Genomic DNA, 19,981 nt, shown 5'->3' with positions numbered 1-19,981 from the left:
TTTCAGTCTTCGCAGCGTGCGCGGATCACTTTCACGCCACGCGCCTGGATCAGTTCGAACGCTTCATCGCTCAAGCGCTCGTCGGTTATCAGGGTCTGGACGCTGCTCCACGGCAGCTCCAGGTTGGGAATGCGTCGGCCCAGCTTGTCGGCTTCGGCCATGACGATCACCTCGCGGGCGACCTCGGCCATTACCCGGCTCAGCCCCAGCAGTTCGTTGAACGTGGTGGTGCCGCGCTCCAGGTCGAGGCCGGTGGCGCCGATGAACAACTGATCGAAATCGTAGGAGCGCAGCACCTGTTCGGCCACCTGGCCCTGGAAGGACTCGGAGTGCGGATCCCAGGTTCCGCCGGTCATCAGCAGTACCGGTTCACGCTCCAGTTCGCGCAGGGCGTTGGCCACGCTCAGCGAGTTGGTCATCACCACCAGGCCCGGCTTGCGGCCCAGTTCGGGGATCAGCGCGGCGGTGGTGCTGCCGCTGTCGATGATGATCCGCGCGTGTTCGCGGATGCAGGTCGCCGCCGCGCGAGCGATGGCCTGCTTGTAGCGCGACAGCGGCTGGCTCGGCTCGGCGATCAGCTCGTGGGGCATCGGCACCGCACCGCCGTAGCGGCGCAGCAGCAGGCCGTTGCCTTCCAGCGCTGCCAGGTCCTTGCGGATGGTCACTTCGGAGGTGGCGAAACGCCGGGCGAGATCGTCCACGCTCACCTCGCCCTGTTCGGCGAGCAGCGCCAGGATGTCGTGGCGGCGTTGCGGCGTGTTGCGTTTCGACATGGGCGATTAAGTTTCGATTCGAAAGATAATGGCGCGAATCAAAACCCAAGAGCTTTCGTTCGTCAAGAATTTCTGCTCGAGCGGCGACGTTCTTTTCTGTAGGAGCGAGCTTGCTCGCGAACCATTCAACGCGCAGGTCGGCGGGGAGCGCTGTTCGCGAGCAAGCTCGCTCCTACAAACAAACGCCCGGCAGCGGCTGGCTCAGTCCACTTCCAGCCGATTGCGGCCGCCACGCTTGGCGCGATACAGCGCCTGGTCGGCCCGTTCGAAGACCGCGTCGCTGCGCTCATCGGCGCGGAAGGCGGTCAGGCCCGCGGAACAGGTAATCACCAGGCGTTCGCCCTTGAAATGGAACGGGCAGGCTTCCACTGCGCCGCGCAGCGCTTCGAGCAACCGCTCGCCGCCGTCCAGGGGCGTCGAGGGCAGCAGCACGACGAACTCCTCGCCGCCATAGCGAGCGATGAAGTCGGTATTGCGCAGGCGTTTGGAGAGCTCCGCGGCGATGATCTTCAGCACCTTGTCGCCGGCCAGATGACCAAAGTCGTCGTTGATGCGCTTGAAGTGGTCCACGTCCAGGACCGCCAGCAGCAGGTCGCCGCCGTAGCGCTGCCAGCGCGAGACTTCCAGTTCCAGGCGCTCGGTCAAGGCGGCGCGGTTGGGCAGGCCGGTGAGCGCGTCGGTCATGGCCTTCTGGCGCTGGTCCTCGATGCTGGCTTTGAAGGTCCGCGCCTCTTCTTCCATGCTCGCCACCCGCGTCATCAGCGACTGGATGCGCTCGCCCACCTCGCGCTCGCGGGCTTCGCGCTCCTCGCGGAACCGGTCCATCGTGCCGACCAGCCCTTGCAGGCGGCTTTCCACATGACGCTTGAGGCCTTCCAGGTCGGTGGCTTCCAGCACGCTTTCCTTCAGGCCGCTGACCTGCTCGCGCAGCGCGTCGTCCAGGTCGCGGGCGCTGGAACTTGCGCCGGCATGGTTGTCGTGGACCGCCTGCAGCCCGTCGAGGAAGGCGCCCAGGCGCTCGTTGAGCTGGTACAGGTAGCCTTCGAACTCGCGCTGGCCGCAGTCGTTGAGCGACAGCACTAGCACCGCCAGGTCATCCAGCACCGGGACCAGCTCGTACCAGTTCAGACTGCCATGAATGCGCGTGCGCAGGGCATCGGCCTGGGGCTGGTGGGTAGACGGCAGGCGCATCTCGTCCAGCAGGTGCAGCAGGCTGGCTTCGATATGCGGCGCGACGGCGCTGTAGCCCGGCTCCGGGCGCGGCGGCAAGGCGTAGCGGTCGGCGGCGTCGGCCGGTTCGCCGAACAGGCCGGGGGGCAATGGCAGGCTGTCGAGCAGGGCCGGCTCGGGCGCCCCGGCGGGAGAAACGACCGGCGACTCGGTCGTCAGCGGTTCGACTGCCGCAGTCACCGGCTCGATGACGGGCTCGACTGCTACAGGTGCGGGTGCGGGTGCGGGTGCGGGTGCGGGTGCGGGTGCGGGTGCGGGTGCGGGTGCCAGGGATTCGGCCTGGACGGCCACGGCCTCGTCCAGCGCCACCGTGTCGGCCAACGGCGCACCGGCCACGGCGGTCGTCACAGTCAACGCCGGCTCCAGCGCATCGGCAGCCGCTTCACGCCCGCCGAACAGGCGCTGCAGGAAACCGGGGCGCTGCTCATTGCCCGTGTCGAAATGCTCCAGCGCACGCCGCTGCAGGCCGCTCAGTTCGCCGAGCAGGGCCGGCAGTTCGCGGGAGGTGCTGGCCCGTGCGGCGATGTCCTTGGCGAACTGCTTGAGCGGCTTGCGCACGTCTCCCGGCAGATCGAGCGCCAGCAGTTGCTGGGCGAGCTGGGACAATGCCGCGACGTTCTGCTCGACGCGCTGCTGACGACGCTGCTCGGAATCGAGCACCGCCCTTTCCAGCTGCGGGATCAGGCGCGACAGACCGGCATCCATCTCGTCGCGGCGTAGCACCTCGCGCAGCTCCTTCATGCAGGCGTCCACCGCCTTGTCGCTGCCTTCGGCGGCCAGGCTGCTGCGCACCAGGCCACGGCGCAGCAGGTCGACGCGGGCGCTCCAGCGCCGCTCGAGTTTTTCCTGCTGTTCGAGATTGTCGAGGTACTTCTGTTTCCAGCGCGGTTCGCCTTCCCGACTCATTCGACAGCCTCGCCGCGCAAGACGAGCGACGAGGCCGTGCGCAAGGCATCCGGCAGGCGGATTTCCACGGCCACGGGCAGGTGGTCGGAAATCGGTTGCGGCAGGACACTGACGCGCTCCAGCGCCAGCTCGGAACTGAGCAGGATGTGGTCCAGGCAACGCTGCGGGCGCCAACTGGGGAAGGTCGCCTCGACCTGCGGCGCGACCAGCCCCAGGTCACGCAGGGGCGAGCTTTCCAGCAAATCGGTGGCATGGGTGTTCATGTCGCCCATCAGCACCTGGTGGCGGTAGCCCTGCAGCAGCTCGCGGATGTAGGCGAGCTGGCGGGTGCGGGTGCGCGCGCCCAGGGCCAGGTGCATCATCACCACGGCAAGGGCATCGTCGCCGTCGCCGAAGCGCATGAGGATCGCGCCGCGCCCGGGCGGGCCGGGCAGCGGATGGTCTTCCAGGGCGGTGGGTTGCAAACGGCTGAGCAGGCCGTTGCTGTGCTGGGCGATGCGCCCGAGATTGCGGTTGAGCTGCTGGTACCAGTAGGGGAAGTCCCCGAGATGGGCCAGGTGCTCGACCTGATTGATATTGCCGGAGCGGATGCTGCCGCCGTCGGCCTCCTGCAACGCGACCACGTCATAGTCGGCAAGCAGTTCGCCAATGCGCTGCAGGTTGCTGGCACGGCCCGCGGCCGGCAACAGGTGCTGCCAGCCGCGCGTCAGGTAATGACGGTAACGCTCGGTACTGATGCCAACCTGAATGTTGAAGCTGAGCAGGCGGAGACGGCCATCCTCGGGCAGCCCCGACACGCACTGGTGATCGGGATTGACGCGTGCGGTGCAGGCACTCGCAACGCGCTCGCGACTCCGCCGGCGCAGCATCGGCAGGCCCCTTACTGAGCGGCCTTGGCGGAGGCGCGCTCCTTGGCGATCAGTTGGTCGGCCAGCTCCAGGGCGGCGTCCGGGCTGCCGGCCGAACCGATGTCGAAGCGGTACTTGCCGTTGACGACCATCGTCGGTACGCCGCTGATCTGGTAGGCCATCGCCAGCTTCTTGGCCTTCTCGATCTGGCCCTTGATGGCGAAGGAGTTGTAGGTGCTGAGGAACTTGTCCTTGTCCACGCCCTGCTCGGCGACGAAATCAGCCATTTCTTCCGGAGTGGTCAGGCCCTTGGGGCTGTTGTGCAGTTTTTCGAAGATCGCGTGATGGACCTTCTGCTCCACGCCCATCGATTCCAGGGTCAGGAACAGTTGGCCGTGAATGTTCCACAGGCCGCCGAACATGGCGGGGACACGCACGAAATGCACGTCTTCGGGCAGCTTCTCGACCCAGGGATTGATGGTCGGCTCGAAGGCATAGCAGTGCGGGCAGCCGTACCAGAACAACTCCACCACCTCGATCTTGCCCGGCTGGGAGACCGGCACGGCCTGGCTCAGCTCGGTGTAGTTCTTGCCGGCTTCGAACTCGGCGGCATTCGCGTTGACAGCGAACAGGCCGGCGAAGGCCAGCGCGGCGGTGAAAATCAGGTTACGCATGGTTCACTCCTTGGCTGAGCGGGATCCGTCCTGCTGCGCGGGACGGGACAAAGCGGTTTGACCTGGAGGCTCCAGGCGCGGTTCCAGCATTGTAGTGGCGGCGGATGCGAAAAAGGGCGGCCGAAGCCACCCTTTTTTTATTCCAGCGATTTCCGCCAGGCGTGCCGCTTAGTGCAGGCCTTCGATATAGCTGGAGATCGCCGCGATGTCCTTGTTGGACAGCTTGGCGGCGATGCTGCGCATGATCATGGCGTCGCCGTCGTTGGTGCGCTCGCCTTCGCGGAAGGCGGTCAGCTGCTTGGCGGTGTAGGCCGCGTGCTGGCCACCCAGGTGCGGGAAGCCGGCTTCGGCGTTGCCCTGGCCAGCCGGGTTGTGGCAACCGGTGCAGGCCGGCATGCCTTCGGTGAGCTTGCCGCCGCGGAACAGGGCTTCGCCCTGGGCGACCAGCTTGGGATCGGCCATGCCGACGCTCGGGTTCTGGCTGGCGAAGTAGGCAGAGATGTCAGCCAGATCCTCATCGCTCAGGTTGGTCAGCAGGCCGGTCATTTCCAGAACGGTGCGTTTGCCATCCTTGATGTCGTGCATCTGCTTGAGCAGGTAACGTTCACCCTGGCCGGCCAGTTTCGGGAAGTTCGGCGCCATGCTGTTGCCATCGGCGCCGTGGCAGGCACCACATACAGCAGCTTTCGCCTGACCGGCCTTGGCATCGCCAGCGGCGTGCGCAACACCGGTAAGGCCCAGGGTCAACAGCAGACTCACGATCAATTTGTTCATCAGCTAATCCAATAACGGCTAAGGGGGAAAGAGTAGGGCTCCGGGATTACCTGGACATCCATTGGATAATGGCCTGGTAATCCTCGGCGCTGCAGTCGGTGCACAGGCCGTGAGGCGGCATCGCGTTGAAACCGTTGGTCACGTGTTGCACCAGCGTGTCCATGCCCTTGTCCAGGCGCAGTTTCCACGCGGCGGCGTCGCCCTTCTTCGGCGCCATCGGCAACTGACCATTGTGGCAGGCGCCACACGCTCGGTTGAACACGGCTTCCGGATCCTGGGCCGCCTGGGCGCTGGAAGCCAGCGCGGCAACGATGGCTGCGAACAGCAGTTTCTTCATGATTGTCCTCATCGTCAGGGAACGTCCGCGTTCTGGTGTACGGACTTTGGGGTTCCCGTGGCGCCCGACCCTGGGGGATAAAGCGCACACAAAATCCGCGGCATTATATACTTCCAATACCGAAACGGAAACGAGCCCGCTCCCCGCGACACCTAGTCGCACCCCTCTGCGAAAGAACCCATGCCCCCCATGAACCCTGCGAAAAACCCGATTCTCGGCCTGTGCCAACAGGCCACGTTCCTCATCAGCGCCGCCAAGGTGAACCAGTGCCCGGAGGACGCCGGCCTGGAAGTCGCCTTCGCCGGCCGCTCCAACGCGGGCAAATCCAGCGCGCTGAACGCACTGACCCATGCGAACCTGGCGCGCACCTCCAAGACGCCGGGCCGCACCCAGTTGCTGAACTTCTTCCGCCTGGATGACGAACGCCGCCTGGTCGACCTGCCCGGCTACGGCTACGCCAAGGTGCCGATCCCGCTGAAACTTCACTGGCAGCAGCATCTGGAAGCCTACCTGAGCAGCCGCAACAGCCTCGCCGGCGTGGTGCTGCTGATGGACATCCGCCATCCGCTGACCGATTTCGACCGCCTGATGCTGGACTGGGCCCAGGCCAGCCAGTTGCCGATCCACGTGCTGCTGACCAAGGCCGACAAGCTCGCCTTCGGCGCGGCGAAGAACGCGCTGCTGAAAGTGCGCAAGGAAATCCAGCAGGGCTGGGGCGATGTCGCCACCCTGCAGCTGTTCTCCGCCCCCAAGCGCCAGGGCGTGGAAGAGGCGCAGATGGTCCTGGCCGGCTGGCTGGGACTGCTGGATGACGAGGAAGAAGAGGCTGGCGAGGAAGCCGAAGGCTGAATCGCAGGCAAAAAAAACCCCGAGCTTCGTATGGGGAGGGGGAAGTTCGGGGTTTAAGTCCGGACCGCTAGGGCGGGGTCCAGTAATCTGCCAACACTAAACACTGCAAAGGAGCATCGAAGGGCTTCACCAGCCATTCACGTGTTCTGACAGAGGCCTTTGCGGGAAAGTTCATCAGTTCACAAAAAAATTTTTCGCGGTGTCCCGGACAAACATTGGCGGATTCTCCGAAGGGCCCGCCACACGGGCCCTTCGACCATTCGTCAGTGTGCTTCGTCCCAGTTCGCCCCCACGCCGGCCTCGACCACCAGCGGCACATCCAGCTCCGCCGCGCCGCTCATCAGCGGCCGAAGGGTGTCGCTGACCCGGTCCACCAGGTCCTCGCGAACCTCCAGCACCAGTTCGTCGTGTACCTGGAGAATCACCCGGGCATCGATCCCGCTGTCCTGCAGCCACTTATCCACAGTCACCATCGCGCGTTTCATGATGTCCGCGGCGGTGCCCTGCATCGGTGCGTTGATCGCGGTGCGCTCGGCGGCCTTGCGCATGGCGCCGTTCTTCGAGGCGATTTCCGGCAGATACAGGCGGCGGCCGAACAGCGTCTCGACGAAGCCCTGCTCGGCGGCCTGGGCGCGAGTGCGCTCCATGTAGGCCAGCACGCCCGGGTAGCGGGCGAAATAGCGGTCGATGTAGGCCTGGGCCTCCTTGCGCTCGACGCCGATCTGCTTGGCCAGGCCGAAGGCGCTCATGCCGTAGATCAGGCCGAAGTTGATCGCCTTGGCGCTGCGGCGCTGGTCGGACGTCACCTCATCCAGCGGCACGCCGAACACCTCGGCGGCAGTGGCGCGGTGTACGTCGCGGTCGTGGCGGAAGGCGTCCAGCAGGCCTTCGTCCTTGGCCAGGTGGGCCATGATGCGCAGTTCGATCTGCGAGTAGTCCGCCGCCAGCAGCTTGTAGCCCTTGGGCGCGACGAAGGCCTGGCGGATGCGCCGGCCCTCGGCGGTGCGGATCGGGATGTTCTGCAGGTTCGGGTCGCTGGAGGACAGTCGGCCGGTCGCCGCCACCGCCTGGTGGTAGCTGGTGTGGATACGCCCGGTGCGCGGGTTGATCTGCTCCGGCAGCTTGTCGGTGTAGGTACTCTTGAGCTTGCTCAGGGAGCGGTACTGCATGATCACCTTGGGCAGCTCGTAATCCTGCTCGGCCAGCTCGGCAAGGACGGCCTCGGCGGTGGACGGCTGGCCGGTGGCGGTCTTGGACAGCACCGGCAGGCCGAGCTTTTCATAAAGGATGGCGCCCAGCTGCTTGGGCGAGCCGAGGTTGAACTCCTCGCCCGCCAGCTCATAGGCCTGGCGCTGCAACTCGACCATCTTCTCGCCCAGTTCGACGCTCTGCTTGCCCAGCAGGTGGGCGTCGACCAGCGCGCCGTTGCGCTCGATGCGCGCCAGCACCGGCACCAGCGGCATCTCGATTTCGGTGAGCACCTTGGCCAGGGACGGAATGGCCTCCAGCTTCTGCCACAGGGTCTGGTGCAGGCGCAGGGTCACGTCGGCGTCTTCGGCGGCGTAGGGGCCGGCCTGCTCCAGGGCGATCTGGTCGAAGGTCAGCTGCTTGGCGCCCTTGCCGGCGATGTCCTCGAAGCGAATGGTGCTGTGGCCCAGGTACTTGAGCGCCAGGCTGTCCATGTCGTGACGGGTCGCGGTGGAGTCCAGCACATAGGATTCGAGCATGGTGTCGAAGGCGATGCCCTGCACGGCGATGGGCGTCGAGGCGTTGGCCAGGACGTTCATGTCGTACTTGGCGTGCTGGCCGATCTTGCGCTTCTTCGGGTCCTCCAGCAGCGGCTTGAGGGCCTTGAGCACGGCGTCGCGGTCCAGCTGCGCCGGCACGCCCATATAACTGTGGGCCAGCGGCACATAGGCGGCTTCGCCTTCCTTCACCGCGAAGGACACACCCACCACCTGCGCCTGCTGCGGGTCGAGGCTGGTGGTCTCGGTGTCGAAGGCGATCAGCTCGGCGGCTTCCAGCTTCTTCAGCCAGGCATCGAACTGAGGTTGCTCCAGAACGATGTCATAGCTCTTCTCCGCCGGGGCCTCTTCCAGCGCCAGCTGCGGGCTGCCGGCCTTGGCCGCCTGGCGTTGCAGATCGTCCAGCCCGGTCTTGAATTCCAGGGTGCGGTACAGCTCGGTCAGGGCCTCGCGGTCCGGTTCGCCGGGGTGCAGGGCATCGATCTCGATGTTCAATTCGACATCGCACTTGATGGTGGCGAGCTTGTAGGACAGGTAGGCCATGTCCTTGTGCTCTTCGAGCTTGGCCGGCAGCCCCTTGGCGCCACGGATCGGCAGTTCGGGCACCTTGTTCAGGCTGGCGTACAGCACATCCAGGCCTCCACCCACACCGGTGAGCAGGCCGAGGGCGGTCTTTTCGCCGACACCGGGCACGCCGGGGATGTTGTCGACCTTGTCGCCCATCAGCGCCAGGTAGTCGATGATCAGCTCAGGACCGACGCCGAATTTCTCTTTCACGCCATCCACGTCGAGCGAGCTACCGGTCATGGTGTTGACCAGCGTAATGTGCCCGTCGACCAGCTGTGCCATGTCCTTGTCGCCGGTGGAGATCACCACCGCCCGGCCACCGGCCGCGCTCTGCCGGGCCAGGGTGCCGATCACGTCGTCCGCTTCCACGCCTTCCACGCACAGCAGGGGCAGGCCGAGGGCGCGCACGGTGGCATGCAGCGGCTCCACCTGCACGCGCAGGTCGTCCGGCATCGAGGGGCGATTGGCCTTGTACTCGGCGAACATCTCATCGCGGAAGGTTCCGCCCTTGGCATCGAAGACCACCGCGAAGGGGCTGTCCGGGTACTGCTTGCGCAGGCTCTTGAGCATGTTCAGCACGCCCTTCACCGCGCCGGTCGGCATGCCGGTGGAGGTCGTCAGCGGCGGCAGGGCATGGAAGGCGCGATACAGGTAGGACGAGCCGTCCACGAGGACGAGGGGTGCTTGGCTCATGAGGGGAATCAACCTTTTCAGAAGGGCTCGGGCTAAAATGTCCGTAGCCAATTCGACAAAGGGACAAGGTTATCATGCGTACGTTGAACCGCCTGTTGCTCGCCGCTCTGCTGGGTCTTGGCGCGACCACCGTGTTGGCGGCGGACGATGCCCCGACGCCGGAACCGGATGTGACCATCCGCCAGGAGGGCGACAGGACCATCCAGGAATACCGCGTGAACGGATTCCTCTACGCCATCAAGGTCGTGCCCAAGCACGGCAAGCCGTATTTCCTGGTGCGCCAGGATGGCAGCGACGGCAACTTCATCCGCTCGGACCAGCCCGACAAGCTGATTCCGCAGTGGCAGATCTTCAGCTGGTAAACCCTCCCCTCCACGACGCTCCAGAGGATTGAGCATGTCGGTATTCACGCCTCTGGAACGTCCGGTCCTGGAAAACTTCCTCGCCCCCTACGGCCTCGGCCGGCTGCGGGACTTCCGTGGCATCGCGGAAGGCTCGGAGAACAGCAACTTCTTCGTCAGCCTGGAACAGGGCGAGTTCGTCCTGACCCTGATCGAGCGCGGTCCGGTGCGGGAGATGCCGTTCTTCATCGAGCTGCTCGACGTGCTGCACGAAGCCGACCTGCCGGTGCCCTATGCCCTGCGCACGAAGGACGGCGAAGCGCTGCGCCAGCTCGAAGGCAAGCCGGCGCTGCTGCAGCCGCGCCTGCCGGGCCGCCACGAGCGCGCCCCGAACAACCATCACTGCCAGGAAGTCGGCGATCTGCTGGCGCGCCTGCACCTGGCGACGCGCGGGCGGATCATCGAGCGTCCCAGCGACCGTGGCCTGAGCTGGATGCTGCATGAAGGCGAGACGATGCAGTCACACCTGTCCGGCCACGCCGCGACCCTGCTGGGCGATGCCCTTGAGGAGATCGCCCGCCTGCTCGCCGAACAGCCGGCGCTGCCGCGCGCCAACCTGCACGCCGACCTGTTCCGCGACAACGTGCTGTTCGACGGCCCGCACCTGGCTGGGCTGATCGACTTCTACAACGCCTGCTCGGGCTGGATGCTCTACGACCTGGCGATCACCGTGAACGACTGGTGCTCGACGGACGACGGCGCCCTCGACGGCCCGCGCGCCCGCGCGCTGCTGGCGGCCTATGCGGCCAAGCGGCCGTTCACAGCGCTCGAAGCCGAGCTGTGGCCGGAGATGCTGCGGGTGGCCTGCGTGCGCTTCTGGCTGTCGCGGCTGATCGCGGCCGAAGCGTTCGTCGGGCAGGATGTGCTGATCCACGATCCGAGCGAGTTCGAGCGGCGGCTGGAGAAGCGGCAGAAGGTGGAGATTCATTTGCCGTTTGCGCTGTAAGGCCTGCGTGCGGGGATGGGCTGCGGCTGATCGCGGATGAATCCGCTCCTGCGAGAGCGCCCCTGCGTCCGCGGGTAGCTGATGAGCCCCCTTGTAGGAGCGCGCCTTGCCCGCTCCCATGAAGAGAGGTTTCTGTAGGAGCGAGCTTGCTCGCGAACAGCCCCGCAGCGGAGTTCGTTCGCGAGCAAGCTCGCTCCTACAAAAAAGCAGTGCGGTGTGAAGATCGAACCCGGCCCGGCGGTCGGTCACCGGTCGTTAGCGGCGGGACGCATGCGCGAGTAAAGATCCAGTTCGGAGCCGGCATCCCTGCCGCCACTCCTCTGCCCAGGTTCAACCCCGGCCTGGCCATCCTTGGCCAGTCGTTCGCCCTTCAAAACGCATGCGTTTTGAGCGGGCTCACCCACATTTCGAATGCCCGCAGTTCAGGCAGGTGGCGCAGCCATCCATCTGCACCACCGCCATCGTGTTGCACTTGCCGCACAGCTGCGCGCCGGCGGGGAAGCCCTCGCCGGGTTCGGCCTTGTTGGTGCCTTGGGCGGCTTCGTAGGCGGCGCGCTTCTCGGCGAGGTACAGGCGCTGTTCCTCGTCCAGCTGCGGGCCTTCCATCAGGCCGATGGCGACCAGGTGGCGCTCCACCACAGCGCCGATCTCGGCGACGATCGACGGCATGTAGATGCCGCCGCGCTTGAGGTAGCCGCCGCGCGGGTCGAACACCGCCTTCATTTCTTCCACCAGGAAGGTGCAGTCACCGCCCTTGCGGAACACCGCGGACATGATCCGGGTAAGCGCGACGATCCACTGGAAGTGGTCCATGTTCTTCGAGTTGATGAAGATCTCGAAGGGCCGGCGCTGCTCGTAGGGGGTGTCCGGGTTGAGCACCACGTCATTGATGGTCACGTACAGCGCATGCTCGAACAGCGGCGACTTGATCTTGTAGGTGGCGCCCACCAGTATCTCCGGCCGCTGCAGGGTCTCGTCCATCTTCACCACGGCGGCCGCCTGGGCGGCTTCGGCGCGGGCCTTCTCCTCGGCCACGTCCACCACCTGGAAACCTTTGATCTTCTGGTTGATCTTGACGCTCATGTGTCTCTCCAGGGGTATCAGTACTTGCCGTAATAGCCTTCTTTCAGGGCGTCGAAGAGGTTGGCGGCGGTGTGGATCTCGCCGTCGTATTCCACTTCCTCGTTGCCCTTGAGTTCCACCACGCTGCCGTCTTCCAGTTCGAAGCGGTACACCGTCTTCTCCAGGTCCGCTTCCTTCACCAGCACGCCCTGGAAGGCCGCCGGGTTGAAGCGGAAGGTAGTGCAGCCCTTCAGGCCCTGGCGCCACGCATAGAGGTAGATGTCCTTGAAGTCCTCGAATGGGTAGTCGGTGGGGACGTTGGCGGTCTTGGAGATCGACGAGTCGATCCACTTCTGCGCGGCCGCCTGGATGTCCACGTGCTGCTGCGGGGTGATGTCGTCGGCGGTGATGAAGTAGTCCGGCAGGCGATGTTTCTCTTCCTCGGCATCCGGCACCGCGTGGTTGTCCACCTGGGCGCGGTAGGCCAGCAGCTCGTAGCTGAAGACCGAGATCTTCTCCTTGGTCTTGCGCCCGGCGCGGATCAGGTTGCGCGAGTAGTGGTGGGCGAAGCTCGGCTCGATGCCGTTGGAGGCGTTGTTGGCCAGGCTCAGGCTGATGGTGCCGGTGGGGGCGATGGAGCTGTGGTGGGTGAAGCGCGCACCCTGTTCGGCCAGTTCCTCGACCAGTTGCGGCGCATGCTCGGCCACCCGCTGCATGTAGCGCGAGTACTTGGCGTGGAGCACGCGGCCCGCCACCTTGTCGCCGACCTTGTAGCCATCGTCGGCCATTTCCGGCCGCTTGCGCAGCATCTCGGCGGTCACTTCGTAGTCCTGCGCCAGCGCCGGCGCCGGGCCTTTCTCGCGGGACAGTTCCAGCGCCACTTCCCAGCCCACCAGCGCCATCTCGCGCGCCACTTCCTCGGTGAACACGCAGGCTTCCGGGCTGCCGTAGCGCAGCTTGAGCAGGGTCAGCGCCGAACCCAGGCCGAGGAAGCCCATGCCGTGGCGGCGCTTGCCGAGGATTTCCGCACGCTGCTGCTCCAGCGGCAGGCCGTTGATCTCCACCACGTTGTCGAGCATGCGGGTGAACACGCGGACCACCTCGCGGAAACGCTCCCAGTCGAAGCGCGCGTTCTCGCCAAAGGGGTCGCTGACGAAGCAGGTCAGGTTCACCGAGCCCAGCAGGCAAGAGCCGTAGGGCGGCAGTGGCTGCTCGCCGCAGGGGTTGGTGGCGCGGATCGCCTCGCACCACCAGTTGTTGTTCAGCTCGTTCACCCGGTCGATCAGGATGAAGCCGGGTTCTGCGTAGTCGTAGGTGGACACCATGATCATGTCCCACAGGTGCCGTGCCTTGACCCGACCGTAGACCCGGCAGGCCACGCGGCCGTCCTCGCCCACCAGGTACTCGTCGTGCACCGGCCAGTCGCGCCAGACCACCTGATCGACGTCCTCCAGGTCGACCTCGTCGCGCTCCTTCTGGTGGATCGGGAAGATCAGCGGCCACTCGTCATCGGCTTCCACCGCCGCCATGAAGCCGTCGGTGATCAGCAGGCTGAGGTTGAACTGGCGCAGGCGACCGTCCTCACGCTTGGCGCGGATGAACTCGCGAACGTCCGGGTGGCTGACGTCGAACGTGCCCATCTGCGCACCGCGCCGCCCCCCGGCGGAACTGACGGTGAAGCACATCTTGTCGTAGATATCCATGAACGACAGCGGCCCGCTGGTGTGCGCGCCGGCGCCGGAGACATAGGCGCCGCGCGGGCGTAGGGTGCTGAACTCATAGCCGATGCCGCAGCCGGCCTTGAGGGTCAGCCCGGCCTCGTGGACCTTCTGCAGGATGTCGTCCATCGAGTCGTGGATGATCCCGGAGACGGTGCAGTTGATGGTCGAAGTCGCCGGCTTGTGCCCCTGGGCGCCGGCGTTGGAAATGATCCGGCCGGCCGGGATGGCGCCGTTGCGCAGGGCCCAGAGGAAACGTTCGTACCAGTGCTCGCGCAGCGCCTTGTCCGCCTCGACGCCGGCCAGGGCGCGGGCGACCCGCTGCCAGGTCTCGTCGACGCTGCCATCGATGGGTTTGCCGCTCTTGTGCTTGAGGCGGTACTTGCTGTCCCAGATATCCTGCGAGGCGGGTTGCAGGGCGAGGACTCCTTGGTCGGCGCCACGGGGGCGCGCATCGGTCTTGGCCATCCGGGGAATAACCTCCTGTTGGTTGGGTGGCAGGCGCAATGGAGCGCGAGTAGACCCAATATATAGCCACCTGAGACTGACCAGCATCAATATGTAGTGCCAGCTACCCACAAAGACACACAATAGACGGTTGGACGGCGGGAGCCGCGACAGGTCCGGAATTCCAGACGATCGGCAGGGTTGGGCGGTGTGGGGAGGCGTTTCTGGAGGGAGGTGGTGCGACGATCGGGCGCGGCAGATGCAACAGAGTGCAAAGGCAAAACGCAGGAGCGTCTGCCCTTGGAGGGGCGAGCCTGCTCGCGAACCCGTTTGACAGCGGAGTTACAGGAAGCCTCGGTTCGCGAGCAGGCTCGCTCCTACGAAAAGTGCCACAGGGCGTACAACCGTTCGCGGTTGCATGCCGGCACACCTCGGCCCATCCCAGCACCCTGGTCTGTCCGGAAAGCCTTGAAGATGCAGCGTTGTGGCTGAGCTCGCAGCGCTCCGAGGCCAAGGCCAAACGGCGGATAACGCCACGCCTTATTCGCCCCATGAAGAGCAGAAGCAGCGCGGACAGAGTCCGCTCCTGCGGATGGAGACAGTCAGAGCTTCTCCAGGCACCCCGCGAACTCGTCCGCCAGGTTGCCCAGCAGGTTCTCGTAGCCCCGGGCATCCACCTTCACGCCCACGCCCAGGTCATCCAGCTCGGCCAGGCGCACCGGCAGGCCCTGGCTCAGGGTGTCGGCCAGGCGCGGGCGGATCGGCGGTTCGCTGAAGATGCAGGACGGGCCGGCCTTCTGCAGTTGCGCGCGCATGGCCGCCACGTGGCGAGCACCCGGCTGCACATCGGCGGACACCGCGAAGACGCCTGCATGGCGCAGGCCATAGGCCTCTTCGAAGTAGTCGAAGGCCTCGTGGAAGACGAAGAACGGCTTGCCCTTGAGCGGGTCGATGCGCTGCTGCAGACGGGTGTTGAGCTGGTCCATGCGCTCGTCGAAGGCCTTCAGGTTGGCCTGGTAGCGGCTGGCGTTGGCCGGGTCGGCGATGGCCAGGTCCTCGGCCATGCGCGCAGCGATCACCTGGGCGTTGGCCGGCAGCAGCCAGAGGTGGGCGTCGATCATGCCGGGGCGGTGGTCATGGTCGTGGCCCAGGTCATCGTGGTCATCGTCATGGTCCGGGTGGTTGGACTCGCTGAAGTCGGCGAACTTGCGCAGGTGCATGCCGGCCTGGTCCTGCAGAGCCACGCTCGGGCCCTTGCGGCTGTCCAGCACCTTGGGCAGGAAGTTCTCCAGGTCCGGGCCGACCCAGTAGAACAGCTGCACATCGCGCACGCGGCGGATGTCGGACGGGCGCAGCGAGTAGCTGTGCGGCGAGGCGCCCGGCGGCAGCAGCACGTCCGGTGCGCCCTCGCCGTCCTGGATGGCGGCGGCGATCAGTTGCAGCGGCTTGATGCTGGTCAGCACGCTGACCTCGGCACGTACGGGGAGGCTGAGCAGCAGCGCGCAGGCGGCGGTCAGCAGGGCGACGGGACGGAAGGACACGGCGGTACTCACACAGGGGAGACATGAAAGAGTAATATAATAACGTCTCTGAACCCGAGCGTCGCCGCGCATGTACAAGATCGCCCCCAAGACTCCCCTCGCCTGCCGTCCGCACGACCACGCCAACTGCGTGGCCAGCGCCCTGGCCGACGCCGATGCGCTGTGCGCGCGCCAGGGCGTGCGCCTGACCGAGCTGCGCCGGCGCGTGCTGGAGCTGGTCTGGGCGAGCCACAAGCCGCTGGGCGCCTACGACATCCTCGCCGTGCTGAGCGAGGAGGACGGCCGCAAGGCGGCGCCGCCGACGGTCTACCGCGCCCTGGATTTCCTCCTGGAAAACGGTCTGGTGCACCGCATCGCCTCGCTCAACGCCTTCATCGGCTGCGCCCATCCCGAACATGCCCATGAAGGCCAGTTCCTGATCTGCCGCGCCTGCCACACCGCCATCGAGCTGGAGCAGCCGGCCATCAGCGAGGCCATCGTCGCCGGCGCCAAGGGTGTCGGTTTCGCCGTGGAAAGCCAGACCGTCGAGATCGTCGGCCTCTGCGGCGCCTGCGCCCCCGGCCAGCGGGAGGCGTGATGAGCGACGCCCTGATCCGCCTGCAAGGCATCGGCGTCAGCTATGGCGGCCAGGCAGTGCTGCAGAACGTCGACCTGACCATCGCCCCCGGCGAGATCGTCACCCTGATCGGCCCCAACGGCGCCGGCAAGACGACCCTGGTGCGCAGCGTGCTCGGCCTGCTCAAGCCCGACACCGGCAGCGTCTGGCGCCAGCCGAAGCTGTCCATCGGCTACATGCCGCAGAAGCTCCACGTCGACCCGACCCTGCCGCTGACCGTGCTGCGCTTCCTGCGACTGGTCCCCGGCGTGCAGCGCTCCCACGCGCTCGACGCGCTGAAGGAAGTCGGCGCCGCCCACGTCATCGACAAGCCGCTGCAGAGTGTCTCCGGCGGCGAGCTGCAGCGCGTGCTGCTGGCCCGCGCCCTGCTGCGCAAGCCGGAACTGCTGGTGCTCGACGAACCCGTGCAGGGCGTCGACGTCGCAGGGCAAGCCGAGCTGTACCGCCTGATCGGCCGCCTGCGCGACCGCCTCGGCTGCGGCGTGCTGATGGTCTCCCACGACCTGCACCTGGTGATGAGCGCCACCGACAAGGTGGTCTGCCTGAACCGTCACGTCTGCTGCTCCGGGCATCCGGAACAGGTCAGCGGCGACCCGGCCTTCGTCGAGCTGTTCGGCCAGGACGCCCGCAGCCTGGCGGTGTATCACCACCACCACGACCATTCCCACGACCTGCACGGCGAGGTGGTGAAACCCGCCTTCCCCGCCGGCACGCGCTTCACACCGGTCCACCAGCACGGCCCCGACTGCAATCATGGCTGATTTCCTGCTCAACGCCCTCCTCGCCGGGCTGGCCCTGGCGCTGGTCGCCGGGCCCCTGGGTTCGTTCGTCGTCTGGCGGCGCATGGCCTATTTCGGCGACACCCTGTCCCACGCCGCCCTGCTGGGCGTGGCCCTCGGCTTCCTGCTGGACGTCAGCCCGACGCTGGCGGTGACCGTCGGCTGCGTGCTGCTCGCCGTGCTGCTGGTCACCCTGCAGCAGCGCCAGCCGCTGGCCGCCGACACCCTGCTGGGCATCCTCGCCCACAGTACGCTGTCGCTGGGCCTGGTGACCCTGAGCTTCATGAAGGAAGTACGCGTCGACCTGATGGCCTACCTGTTCGGCGACCTGCTCGCCGTCAGCCAGACCGACCTCTTGTGGATCATCGCCGGCAGCGCCCTGGTGCTGGGGCTGATCTGCTGGCTGTGGCGGCCGCTGCTGGCGATCACCGTGCACGAGGAACTGGCGCGGGTCGAAGGCCTGCCGGTGACCGCCATCCGCCTGGCGCTGATGCTGCTGATCGCCATCGTCATCGCCGTGGCCATGAAGATCGTCGGCGTGCTGCTGATCACATCCTTGCTGATCATCCCCGCCGCCGCCGCCCAGCGGCATGCGCGCAGCCCTGAACAAATGGCCTTCGGCGCGAGTCTGATCGGACTGGTGGCGGTGTGCGCCGGGCTCTCGCTGTCCTGGTTCAAGGACACCCCCGCCGGCCCCTCCATCGTGGTCAGCGCGGCGGCCCTGTTCCTGCTGAGTTTTGTCCTGCCGCGCCGGACGGTGTAGAATTTGGCGATTTTTTGATCAAAAGAGACCCTGACGCATGAAGTCGTTCGTCATCCGCCTGTTCTCGCTGATGGCCCTGGCACTGGCCCTGAGCGCCTGCCAGAGCACCGCGAGCAACCCGGCCGCCAGCAGTGGCTTCGAAACCGAACTGGCCGCCGGCCGTCTGGAATCCGCGCAGCTCGCGCTGGGCTCCGAACAGGAAGACGCCACCCAGCTCGCCGAGCGCCGCCAGCGCCTGGCCGACGCTTACCTCGAGCGCAGCCGCAAGGCGTTGCAGGACGGCGACGTCAACGGCGCCACCACCGCCCTGACCCGCGCCCGCTCGCTGATGCCGCGCGCGCCTGGCGTTGCCGCCGATGTCAGCGGCCTGCAGAAGCCCGCGGCCGTTGCACCGGCCCAGCCCAACTGCACGCCGTAAGCCCCACGGGCGCCCGTCCGTGGCGCCCGTTATTCTCTTTCGTTCCGTGCTTAGCTGAACAAAGATTAATCAGCCATATAAAAGCAGGTTAAAATGCGCGGTTTTGGCTGACCGCCTACGCTCGTTGCCAGCGCTCGTTCATAAAACAGCCCCGGCAGCGGGCAGCGTCTCCTCGTACCCACAAGGTTCGCTACGTGATCGAATTCCACCACGTCCACAAGACCTATCGCGTCGCCGGACGCGATATACCGGCCCTGCAGCCGACCCGCCTGACCATCGAAGGCGGCCAGGTCTTCGGCCTGATCGGCCATTCCGGCGCCGGCAAGAGCACCCTGCTGCGCCTGATCAACCGCCTGGAAGAACCCAGCGGCGGACGCATCGTCATCGACGGCGAAGACATCACCGCCCTGGACGCCGACGGCCTGCGCCGTTTCCGCCAGCGCGTCGGGATGATCTTCCAGCACTTCAACCTGCTGGCCTCCAAGACCGTCGCCGACAACATCGCCATGCCGATGAAGCTCGCCGGCACCTTCAGCGCCGCCGAGATCACCGCGCGGGTGGACGAACTGCTCGCGCGCGTCGGCCTCGAGGACCACGCCCGCAAGTACCCCGCCCAGCTTTCCGGCGGCCAGAAGCAGCGCGTCGGCATCGCCCGCGCGCTGGCCTGCCGGCCGACCATCCTGCTCTGCGACGAGGCCACCAGCGCACTCGACCCGCAGACCACCGGCCAGGTCCTGCAACTGCTGGCCCAGATCAACCGCGAGCTGAAGCTGACCATCGTCCTGATCACCCACGAGATGGACGTGATCCGCCGTGTCTGCGACCAGGTGGCGGTGATGGACGCCGGCGCCATCGTCGAGCAGGGCCACGTCGCCGACGTGTTCCTCCATCCGCAGCACGAAACCACCCGCCGCTTCGTCTTCGAGGCCGAGCGCGTCGACGAGGACGAGCAGCACGACGACTTCGCCCACGTGCCGGGGCGCATCCTGCGCCTGACCTTCCGCGGCGAGGCGACCTACGCGCCGCTGCTGGGCACCGTCGCGCGCCAGACTGGCGTCGACTACAGCATCCTCGCGGGGCGTATCGACCGCATCAAGGACCAGCCCTACGGCCAGCTCACCCTGTCGCTGGTGGGCGGTGATATCGACGCTGCCGTGGCGCAGCTGAACGCCGCCGAAGTCCACGTCGAGGTGCTGCGCACATGAATGCTTTCTTTGAAAACCTGGGCTTTGTGAATATCGACTGGTCCGAGATCCTCCAGGCCAGCATCGACACCTTCTGGATGCTCGGCGGTTCGCTGTTGTTCACCATCGTCCTGGGCCTGCCGCTGGGCGTGCTGCTGTTCCTCACCGGGCCCAGGCAGATGTTCGAGAACCGCGCGGTGTACGCCCTGCTGTCCTTCGTGGTGAACGTGCTGCGCTCGCTGCCCTTCATCATCCTGCTGATCGTGATGATCCCGTTCACCGTGCTGGTCACCGGCACCTCGCTGGGCGTCGCCGGGGCCATCCCGCCGCTGGTGGTGGGCGCCACGCCGTTCTTCGCGCGCCTGGTGGAAACCGCGCTGCGCGAGGTGGACAAGGGCATCATCGAAGCGACCCAGGCGATGGGCGCCAGCACCCGCCAGATCATCTGGAACGCGCTGCTGCCCGAGGCCCGTCCGGGCATCATCGCCGCCGTCACCGTCACCGCCATCACCCTGGTGTCCTACACCGCGATGGCCGGCGTGGTCGGCGCCGGCGGCCTCGGCGACCTGGCCATCCGCTTCGGCTACCAGCGTTTCCAGACCGACGTCATGGTGGTCACCGTGGTGATGCTGCTGGTGCTCGTACAGATCCTGCAGACCGTCGGCGACAAGCTGGTGGTCCACTATTCCCGCAAGTAACCGCACGGCCCG

Annotated in this window: 19 protein-coding genes; 9 read left to right on the top strand and 10 right to left on the bottom strand. The window is 66.3% G+C overall.

The features are described 5' to 3' along the window. Positions 1 to 2: 2 nt before the first annotated feature. The 6 genes from H681_RS01060 to H681_RS01035 form a co-directional block, all read right to left on the bottom strand. Positions 3 to 773, bottom strand: coding sequence for a DeoR/GlpR family DNA-binding transcription regulator (locus H681_RS01060; RefSeq protein WP_015474984.1), 771 nt, complete (start codon positions 771 to 773; stop codon positions 3 to 5). Between the two features lie 201 nt (positions 774 to 974). Beyond that, positions 975 to 2,909, bottom strand: a complete 1,935-nt coding sequence (locus H681_RS01055) for a GGDEF domain-containing protein (RefSeq protein ID WP_015474983.1) — start codon at positions 2,907 to 2,909, stop codon at positions 975 to 977. Beyond that, positions 2,906 to 3,778 carry an endonuclease/exonuclease/phosphatase family protein gene (locus H681_RS01050; protein WP_015474982.1) on the bottom strand — a complete coding sequence of 291 codons (873 nt, stop codon included), beginning with the start codon at positions 3,776 to 3,778 and terminating at the stop codon, positions 2,906 to 2,908. The genes H681_RS01055 and H681_RS01050 overlap by 4 nt, the downstream gene beginning before the upstream one ends. A gap of 11 nt (positions 3,779 to 3,789) precedes the next feature. Next, complete coding sequence (locus H681_RS01045; RefSeq protein WP_015474981.1) at positions 3,790 to 4,431, bottom strand: thiol:disulfide interchange protein DsbA/DsbL; 642 nt, start codon at positions 4,429 to 4,431, stop codon at positions 3,790 to 3,792. A gap of 168 nt (positions 4,432 to 4,599) precedes the next feature. Next, on the bottom strand, positions 4,600 to 5,205 hold the full coding sequence (locus H681_RS01040; protein WP_015474980.1) for a c-type cytochrome: 606 nt from the start codon (positions 5,203 to 5,205) through the stop codon (positions 4,600 to 4,602). A 46-nt stretch (positions 5,206 to 5,251) separates the two neighbouring features. Beyond that, positions 5,252 to 5,542, bottom strand: coding sequence for a c-type cytochrome (locus H681_RS01035; RefSeq protein ID WP_015474979.1), 291 nt, complete (start codon positions 5,540 to 5,542; stop codon positions 5,252 to 5,254). A 189-nt stretch (positions 5,543 to 5,731) separates the two neighbouring features. Between H681_RS01035 and yihA the strand changes: the two genes are divergently transcribed. Continuing rightward, positions 5,732 to 6,391, top strand: coding sequence for a ribosome biogenesis GTP-binding protein YihA/YsxC (yihA, locus tag H681_RS01030; RefSeq protein WP_015474978.1), 660 nt, complete (start codon positions 5,732 to 5,734; stop codon positions 6,389 to 6,391). A gap of 263 nt (positions 6,392 to 6,654) precedes the next feature. Here the strand turns inward: yihA and polA are convergent, their stop codons facing one another. Further along, complete coding sequence (gene polA / locus H681_RS01025) at positions 6,655 to 9,396, bottom strand: DNA polymerase I (RefSeq protein ID WP_015474977.1); 2,742 nt, start codon at positions 9,394 to 9,396, stop codon at positions 6,655 to 6,657. A 74-nt stretch (positions 9,397 to 9,470) separates the two neighbouring features. Between polA and H681_RS01020 the strand changes: the two genes are divergently transcribed. Further along, on the top strand, positions 9,471 to 9,758 hold the full coding sequence (locus H681_RS01020) for a DUF2782 domain-containing protein (RefSeq protein WP_015474976.1): 288 nt from the start codon (positions 9,471 to 9,473) through the stop codon (positions 9,756 to 9,758). Between the two features lie 34 nt (positions 9,759 to 9,792). After that, positions 9,793 to 10,743, top strand: a complete 951-nt coding sequence (locus tag H681_RS01015; protein ID WP_015474975.1) for a homoserine kinase — start codon at positions 9,793 to 9,795, stop codon at positions 10,741 to 10,743. Positions 10,744 to 11,139: 396 nt separating this feature from the next. Here H681_RS01015 and H681_RS01010 read toward each other — a convergent pair whose 3' ends face one another. The 3 genes from H681_RS01010 to znuA all read right to left on the bottom strand — a co-directional run bounded on the left by H681_RS01010 (position 11,140) and on the right by znuA (position 15,511). After that, entirely contained in the window at positions 11,140 to 11,826 is a 687-nt protein-coding gene (locus tag H681_RS01010) for a TSCPD domain-containing protein (RefSeq protein WP_015474974.1), read from the bottom strand. 17 nt (positions 11,827 to 11,843) lie between these two features. Next, positions 11,844 to 14,078 carry an adenosylcobalamin-dependent ribonucleoside-diphosphate reductase gene (locus H681_RS01005; protein WP_177324577.1) on the bottom strand — a complete coding sequence of 745 codons (2,235 nt, stop codon included), beginning with the start codon at positions 14,076 to 14,078 and terminating at the stop codon, positions 11,844 to 11,846. Positions 14,079 to 14,572: 494 nt separating this feature from the next. After that, positions 14,573 to 15,511 (bottom strand): zinc ABC transporter substrate-binding protein ZnuA, encoded by a 939-nt coding sequence (znuA, locus tag H681_RS01000; RefSeq protein WP_015474972.1) that lies wholly within the window; start codon positions 15,509 to 15,511, stop codon positions 14,573 to 14,575. 70 nt (positions 15,512 to 15,581) lie between these two features. Here znuA and zur point away from each other — a divergent pair, with 70 nt between their 5' ends. The 6 genes from zur (at position 15,582) to H681_RS00970 (ending at position 19,969) form a co-directional block, all read left to right on the top strand. Continuing rightward, positions 15,582 to 16,088: a zinc uptake transcriptional repressor Zur gene (gene zur, locus H681_RS00995; protein ID WP_015474971.1), complete on the top strand. Its 507-nt coding sequence runs from the start codon at positions 15,582 to 15,584 to the stop codon at positions 16,086 to 16,088. Then, complete coding sequence (gene znuC, locus H681_RS00990) at positions 16,088 to 16,888, top strand: zinc ABC transporter ATP-binding protein ZnuC (RefSeq protein ID WP_015474970.1); 801 nt, start codon at positions 16,088 to 16,090, stop codon at positions 16,886 to 16,888. The genes zur and znuC overlap by 1 nt, the downstream gene beginning before the upstream one ends. After that, entirely contained in the window at positions 16,881 to 17,669 is a 789-nt protein-coding gene (znuB, locus tag H681_RS00985) for a zinc ABC transporter permease subunit ZnuB (RefSeq protein WP_015474969.1), read from the top strand. The genes znuC and znuB overlap by 8 nt, the downstream gene beginning before the upstream one ends. Before the next feature lie 37 nt (positions 17,670 to 17,706). Further along, positions 17,707 to 18,087, top strand: a complete 381-nt coding sequence (locus tag H681_RS00980; protein ID WP_015474968.1) for a hypothetical protein — start codon at positions 17,707 to 17,709, stop codon at positions 18,085 to 18,087. A gap of 194 nt (positions 18,088 to 18,281) precedes the next feature. Continuing rightward, positions 18,282 to 19,292, top strand: a complete 1,011-nt coding sequence (locus H681_RS00975; RefSeq protein WP_015474967.1) for a methionine ABC transporter ATP-binding protein — start codon at positions 18,282 to 18,284, stop codon at positions 19,290 to 19,292. Then, positions 19,289 to 19,969 carry a methionine ABC transporter permease gene (locus H681_RS00970; RefSeq protein WP_015474966.1) on the top strand — a complete coding sequence of 227 codons (681 nt, stop codon included), beginning with the start codon at positions 19,289 to 19,291 and terminating at the stop codon, positions 19,967 to 19,969. The genes H681_RS00975 and H681_RS00970 overlap by 4 nt, the downstream gene beginning before the upstream one ends. Positions 19,970 to 19,981 lie beyond the last annotated feature (12 nt).

Source organism: Pseudomonas sp. ATCC 13867, from assembly GCF_000349845.1.
Lineage (GTDB): Bacteria > Pseudomonadota > Gammaproteobacteria > Pseudomonadales > Pseudomonadaceae > Pseudomonas.
Note: the sequence above shows the minus strand (reverse complement) of the source record. Positions and strands in the feature narration are given on the sequence as shown.

Coding starts and splice junctions, on each gene's coding strand:
- H681_RS00980 (WP_015474968.1), top strand. CDS start 17,707: ATGAAGTCGTTCGTCATCCGCCTGTTCTCGCTGATGGCCCTGGCACTG.
- znuB (WP_015474969.1), top strand. CDS start 16,881: ATGGCTGATTTCCTGCTCAACGCCCTCCTCGCCGGGCTGGCCCTGGCG.
- H681_RS01040 (WP_015474980.1), bottom strand. CDS start 5,205: ATGAACAAATTGATCGTGAGTCTGCTGTTGACCCTGGGCCTTACCGGT.
- H681_RS01015 (WP_015474975.1), top strand. CDS start 9,793: ATGTCGGTATTCACGCCTCTGGAACGTCCGGTCCTGGAAAACTTCCTC.
- H681_RS01005 (WP_177324577.1), bottom strand. CDS start 14,078: ATGCTGGTCAGTCTCAGGTGGCTATATATTGGGTCTACTCGCGCTCCA.
- yihA (WP_015474978.1), top strand. CDS start 5,732: ATGAACCCTGCGAAAAACCCGATTCTCGGCCTGTGCCAACAGGCCACG.
- H681_RS01055 (WP_015474983.1), bottom strand. CDS start 2,909: ATGAGTCGGGAAGGCGAACCGCGCTGGAAACAGAAGTACCTCGACAAT.
- znuC (WP_015474970.1), top strand. CDS start 16,088: ATGAGCGACGCCCTGATCCGCCTGCAAGGCATCGGCGTCAGCTATGGC.
- H681_RS01045 (WP_015474981.1), bottom strand. CDS start 4,431: ATGCGTAACCTGATTTTCACCGCCGCGCTGGCCTTCGCCGGCCTGTTC.
- H681_RS00970 (WP_015474966.1), top strand. CDS start 19,289: ATGAATGCTTTCTTTGAAAACCTGGGCTTTGTGAATATCGACTGGTCC.
- H681_RS01060 (WP_015474984.1), bottom strand. CDS start 773: ATGTCGAAACGCAACACGCCGCAACGCCGCCACGACATCCTGGCGCTG.
- H681_RS01050 (WP_015474982.1), bottom strand. CDS start 3,778: ATGCTGCGCCGGCGGAGTCGCGAGCGCGTTGCGAGTGCCTGCACCGCA.
- H681_RS01010 (WP_015474974.1), bottom strand. CDS start 11,826: ATGAGCGTCAAGATCAACCAGAAGATCAAAGGTTTCCAGGTGGTGGAC.
- H681_RS01035 (WP_015474979.1), bottom strand. CDS start 5,542: ATGAAGAAACTGCTGTTCGCAGCCATCGTTGCCGCGCTGGCTTCCAGC.
- polA (WP_015474977.1), bottom strand. CDS start 9,396: ATGAGCCAAGCACCCCTCGTCCTCGTGGACGGCTCGTCCTACCTGTAT.
- zur (WP_015474971.1), top strand. CDS start 15,582: ATGTACAAGATCGCCCCCAAGACTCCCCTCGCCTGCCGTCCGCACGAC.
- H681_RS01020 (WP_015474976.1), top strand. CDS start 9,471: ATGCGTACGTTGAACCGCCTGTTGCTCGCCGCTCTGCTGGGTCTTGGC.